The 5,190-nt window shown below is 75.2% G+C and carries 4 protein-coding genes; 3 read left to right on the forward strand and 1 reads right to left on the reverse strand.

Annotated features, from left to right (window positions below; genetic code table 11):
- Positions 1-90 precede the first annotated feature (90 nt).
- The 3 genes from C6N75_RS04910 to C6N75_RS04920 all read left to right on the forward strand — a co-directional run bounded on the left by C6N75_RS04910 (position 91) and on the right by C6N75_RS04920 (position 2,787).
- A complete protein-coding gene (locus tag C6N75_RS04910) occupies positions 91-732 on the forward strand; it encodes a PadR family transcriptional regulator (protein ID WP_105867600.1) in 642 nt (213 codons plus the stop codon).
- 109 nt (positions 733-841) lie between these two features.
- Entirely contained in the window at positions 842-1,600 is a 759-nt protein-coding gene (locus C6N75_RS04915; protein WP_105867601.1) for a MerR family transcriptional regulator, read from the forward strand.
- A gap of 68 nt (positions 1,601-1,668) precedes the next feature.
- Entirely contained in the window at positions 1,669-2,787 is a 1,119-nt protein-coding gene (locus C6N75_RS04920; protein ID WP_105867602.1) for a DedA family protein, read from the forward strand.
- Between the two features lie 22 nt (positions 2,788-2,809).
- On the opposite strand, the gene C6N75_RS04925 is transcribed toward C6N75_RS04920, so the two are convergent.
- The coding region (locus C6N75_RS04925; RefSeq protein WP_146132486.1) for a cation-translocating P-type ATPase at positions 2,810-5,190 on the reverse strand (2,381 nt) is incomplete at its 5' end.

Here is a 5,190-nt window from a genome sequence, read left to right on the forward strand (position 1 = left end):
CGCCGACATCCGCCCCTCCTCGTCCCGTGCCCGTGCCCCGTACCCTGATCGCATCGGTACGGGGCACGGGCACGGGACGAGGAGGGGCGGATGTCGGCGATCCGGATGCTGGTCCTCGGGGCGGTCCGCCAGCACGGGCGGGCGCACGGCTACCAGGTGCGCAACGACCTGGAGTACTGGGGCGCGCACGAGTGGTCCAACGCCAAGCCGGGCTCGATCTACCACGCGCTCAAGCAGATGGCACGCCAGGGACTGCTGCGCGCCTACGAGACCGCCCCCAGCACCGCCGGCGGCCCGCCGCGCACCGAGTACGAGATCACCGAGACCGGCTCCCGGGAGTTCCTCACCCTGCTGCGCACCGCGCTGTCCACTCCGGACGCCGGCCCGGACGCGCTCTCCGGGGCGCTCGGCTTCATGACGGAACTGGAGCGCGCCGAGGTGCTGGCGCTGCTGGCCGAGCGGGTGGCGGCGCTGGCCCGCTGGCGCGAGTCGGTCACCGCGTACTACACGCCCGCCGACGGCCCCGGCCAGCTCGGCCACATCGGCGAGATCATGAACCTGTGGGTCGACTCCGCCGACACCGGCGCCGCCTGGACCCGCGGCCTGATCGGCCGGCTGGAGGCCGGGGCGTACACCTTCGCCGGCGAGGGCGAGACCTTCGTCGGCATCCTCGCCGAAGGCCAGGAGAACCCGTACGCCACCGGCGTCCCGCACCCCGGCGACACCCGCTGACCGGCTCTTCCGCACCCGCCGGCCGCCCCGTCCGCGAGCGCGCTTGCACCTCACGTCGCGTGAGGACCCAGGCTGGGTCGCGTACCGAGGAAGAAGGGAGCGGGGAGCCGTGGACTACTCCGTGGGACAGGTCGCCGGTTTCGCCGGAGTGACGGTGCGCACGCTGCACCACTACGACGGGATCGGGCTGCTCTCGCCGAGCGGCCGCAGCCACGCGGGCCACCGGCGCTACGACGCGGCCGACCTCGACCGGTTGCAGCGGATCATGTTCTACCGGGAGCTGGGCTTCCCGCTCGACCAGGTCGCGGCCCTGCTCGACGACCCGGACGCGGACCCGCGGGAGCACCTGCGGCGCCAGCACGCGCTGCTGTCCGCCCGGATCGCCGAGCTGAGGAAGATGGCCGAGGCCGTCGAGCACGCCATGGAGGCGAAGAAGATGGGCATCGATCTCACGCCCGAGGAGAGGTTCGAGGTGTTCGGGGGCCACGACCCCGAGTACTACGAGGACGAGGTGCGCGAGCGCTGGGGCGGTACCGACGCCTACCGCGAGTCGCGCCGGCGCACCGCCGGCTACACCAAGGCGGACTGGCAGCGCATCCAGGCCGAGGCCGCCGACTGGGCGGCCCGCTACCAGGAGGCGATGGCCGCCGGCGAGCCGCCCACCGGGGCGCGGGCCATGGACCTGGCCGAGGAGCACCGGCTGCACATCACCGGCAGCTACTACGCCTGCGACCACGCGATGCACCGCTGCCTGGGCGAGATGTACGTCGCCGACGAGCGCTTCACGGCGTACTACGACACCATGCGGCCGGGCTTCGCCGCGCACCTGGCGGCGGCCATCGCGGCCAACGCCGACCGGCACGGCTAGTTGATAATTTGGGGGGCCGCCTTGTCGGAAGGCGGCCCTCCGTCCACCGAACCGGGAGTCCGGAACTCGTGAACACGCTTGCGCTAGGTCCGAGCTGGCTGGCCCCGGACTACCTCATCCAGACCTTCGGGCTCATCGGCGTCCTGATCATCGTCTTCGCCGAGTCCGGTCTGCTGATCGGGTTCTTCCTGCCCGGTGACTCGCTGCTGTTCACCACCGGTCTGCTGGTGACCACCGGGGTCATCGACCACCCGCTGTGGCTGGTGTGCACCCTGGTGGTGCTGGCCGCGGTGGTCGGCGACCAGGTGGGCTACCTGTTCGGACGGAAGGTCGGCCCGGCGCTGTTCCGGCGGCCGGACTCCAGGCTGTTCAAGCAGGAGAACGTGGAGAAGGCGCACGTCTTCTTCGAGAAGCACGGCCCGAAGTCGCTGATCCTGGCCCGCTTCGTGCCGATCGTGCGGACCTTCACGCCGATCATCGCCGGCGTGAGCCGGATGGACTACCGCTCGTTCATCACCTTCAACGTCATCGGCGGCCTGCTGTGGGGCGCGGGCGTGACCCTGCTGGGCGCCTCGCTGGGCAAGGTCGAGTTCGTGCACCAGCACATCGAGGCCATCCTCATCCTGATCGTGCTGATCTCCGTGGTGCCGATCGTGATCGAGTTCCTGCGGGCCCGCGCGCAGAGCCGCAGGGCCGAGGCGGCCGGCACCGCGGGCCCGGACGCCCCCGCCGCCGTCCCGCCGCCCGCCGGCGGCGAGCCGTACGGCGCCGCCCGGCCGCAGGCTGCCGCGTACCAGGAGGCCAGCGGCTACCCGCAGGCCGGCGCCCAGCCGCAGGGCTACGGACAGCCGCAGGGCTACGGCCAGCCGTACGGCGGCGCCCAGGCGCAGGGGTACGGCGACCCGTACGGCGGCGGTCAGCCGCAGGGTCACGGCCGGCCGGAGTACGGGCAGCCGTACGGTGGCCAGCCGCAGGACCACGGGCAGCCGTATGGAGGCGGCCACCCCCAGGGCTACGGGCAGGCGTACGACGGCGGCCAGCCGCAGGGCTACGGGTACCCCCAGGGCTACGGCCCGCCGTACGAGGGCGGTCAGCCGCAGGGTTACGGGCAGCCCTACGAGAGCGGTGTCCCGCGGTCCGGCAATCAGCACCCGGAGGACGGGTACGGGCGGCACCCCAGGAACTGAGCCGGCCCCGCGGCCGTACGGACTAGGCGCCCTCGGAGGGGCCGGTGGACACCGCGTCCGCCGGCCCCTCCGCCGTACCCGCACCCGAGCTGGGATCTTCCGCGCCCGCGTCGGGGGCCGCCTCCGCCGCGGCTTCGAGGCGGCGCCGCACCAGCGGGCCGATCGCCGTGCCCGCCAGGGTCGCGGTGGCGATCGCGCCCAGCGCGATGGACCAGGCGACCGGGCCCAGCGGCGTACAGCCGAAGAACTGGCTCACGCCCGGCGTCTGGATCACCGCGGCCAGCACCACCGCCGAGCCCAGGCTGGCCGCCAGCACATTGCGGTCCAGGCCGCCGGTGGCGAGCGTCTGCGCCAGCTGGGTGCCGACCACCGCGGCCAGCGCCACCGTCCCGGCGCGCCGGTGCCGGCCGGTCAGCCGGGCCGCCCCGAACGCCAGCCCCGCGCCGGTCGCCGTCACCGCGCCGCGCAGCAACATCTCGCCGGTGAGCGCCGAGCCCAGCGAGCGGCTCGGCCCCTCCTTCAGCAGCCGCCGCGCGGTCTGCCCGGTCGGCTCGCGGACCGCGATGGCGAGCGAGGGCGCCAGGTCGGTCAGCAGGTTGACCAGCATGATCTGCCGGGCGCCCAGCGGGGTGCGCCCGGTCAGTCCGGAGACCAGCACGCTGAAGGCGACCTCGCCGAGGTTGCCGCCGATCAGGATGCCCAGCGCGGCCCGCACCGAGGCCCACATCGCGCGGCCCTCCATCAGCGCCGACACGATGGTCTCCAGCCGGTCGTCGCCCACCACCAGGTCGGCCGCGGCGGTGGCGGCCGGGGTGCCGCGCCGGCCCAGCGCGATGCCGATGTCGGCGAGCCGGATCGCGGGCGCGTCGTTGGCCCCGTCGCCGGTCATCGCCACCGTACGGCCGGTGCGCTGGTACGCCTGGACGATCCGCACCTTGTGGTGCGGCCCGCAGCGGGCGATCACGTCCACCTCGGGCAGCAGCGCGTCCAGCGCCTCGTCGTCCAGCTCGTCCAGCTCTCCGCCGGTGATCACCTTCGGCTCGGCGACGTCGCTGACCTCTGCGGTCACCTCGGCGGCAATGGCGTCGGCGGTGGCCGGGTGGTCGCCGGTCAGCATCACGGTGTGCACGCCGGCCGCGCGCAGCCGTGCGGTGGCCGGGGCGGCGCCCTTGCGGACCGGGTCGGCGAGGGTGAGGAAGCCGAGGAAGACCAGGTCGCGGACGGCCTCGTCGGTCAGCTCCTCGCCGTCCGCCATCCGGCGCTCGGCGACCGCCAGCACCCGCCGCCCGGCCCCGGCCAGCTCCTCGGCCCGGGCCGCGAGGGCCGCCCGTCCGGCGGAGTCCAGCGGGGTGCGCCGGGCGCCCTCGCGCTGCCGCGCGCAGCGGTCCAGGACGTTCTCGGGGGCGCCCTTCACGCTCAGCAGCCCGCCGCCGGAGGTGCGGCCCGAGGTGGCGTGGTAGGCGCGGGACGGCTCGAAGGGGAGGGTGTCGCCGCGCTGCCAGCGCGGCGCCCCCTGCCGCACGCCGACCTTGGCGGCCCTGGCCCCGTCGGTGACGGCCCGGTCGGTCTGGTGGGCCATCGGCTCGGACTGGCGGGCCGCCGGGGTGGCCCGCAGGGCGGCGGCCAGCACCTCCTGGCGTACCGGGTCGAGCCGGGCGGCCGGCTCCACCCCGTCGCCGCCGTCGCTGACCCCGGCCAGCGTCAGCCTGCCCTCGGTGAGGGTGCCGGTCTTGTCGAAGCAGAGCACGTCGGCGCGGCCCAGCGCCTCGATGGTGCGCGGATTGCGCACCAGCGCGCCGACCTCCGCGAGCCGCCGGGCGGCGGCCAGTTGGGCCGCGTTGACCAGGAACGGCAGCCCTTCGGGGACGGAGGCGACGGCCAGGTTCACCGCCGAGGACAGGTTGGCGGCGAGCGGCCGGCCGTGCAGCAGCCCGGCCGCGGCCACCGCCCCGGCGGAGGCCAGCGCGATCGGCAGGCTGGCCCGGGTCAGGGCGGCCAGCCGGGCCTCCACCCCGGTCTCTGGGGCGGCCTGCCGGGCGGTGGCCAGCGAGCGGCCCACCTCGGTCCCGGAGCCGGTGGCGACCACCACCGCCACCGCCTGCCCGGCGGAGACGGTCGTCCCCTCGTACACCATCGAGCGCCGGTCGCCCAGGTGCGCGGCGACCACCGGCGCCGGGTCCTTGCGCACCGCCAGCGACTCGCCGGTCAGCGACGACTCGTCGACCTCCAGGCCCTCGCACTCCAGCAGCCGGCAGTCGGCCGGGACGACGTCCTGCGGGCGCAGCAGCACCACGTCCCCGGGCACCAGGTCCTCGGCGGTCGGCGCGCGGGTGCGGCGGGCCGGGCGGGAGAAGCTGGGGACCGCCGAGGACCTGCGGCCCCGGGACGTGGGGCTGCTGCGCC

The organism is Streptomyces solincola (genome assembly GCF_002982015.1).
GTDB classification, from domain to species: Bacteria; Actinomycetota; Actinomycetes; order Streptomycetales; family Streptomycetaceae; genus Streptomyces; species Streptomyces solincola.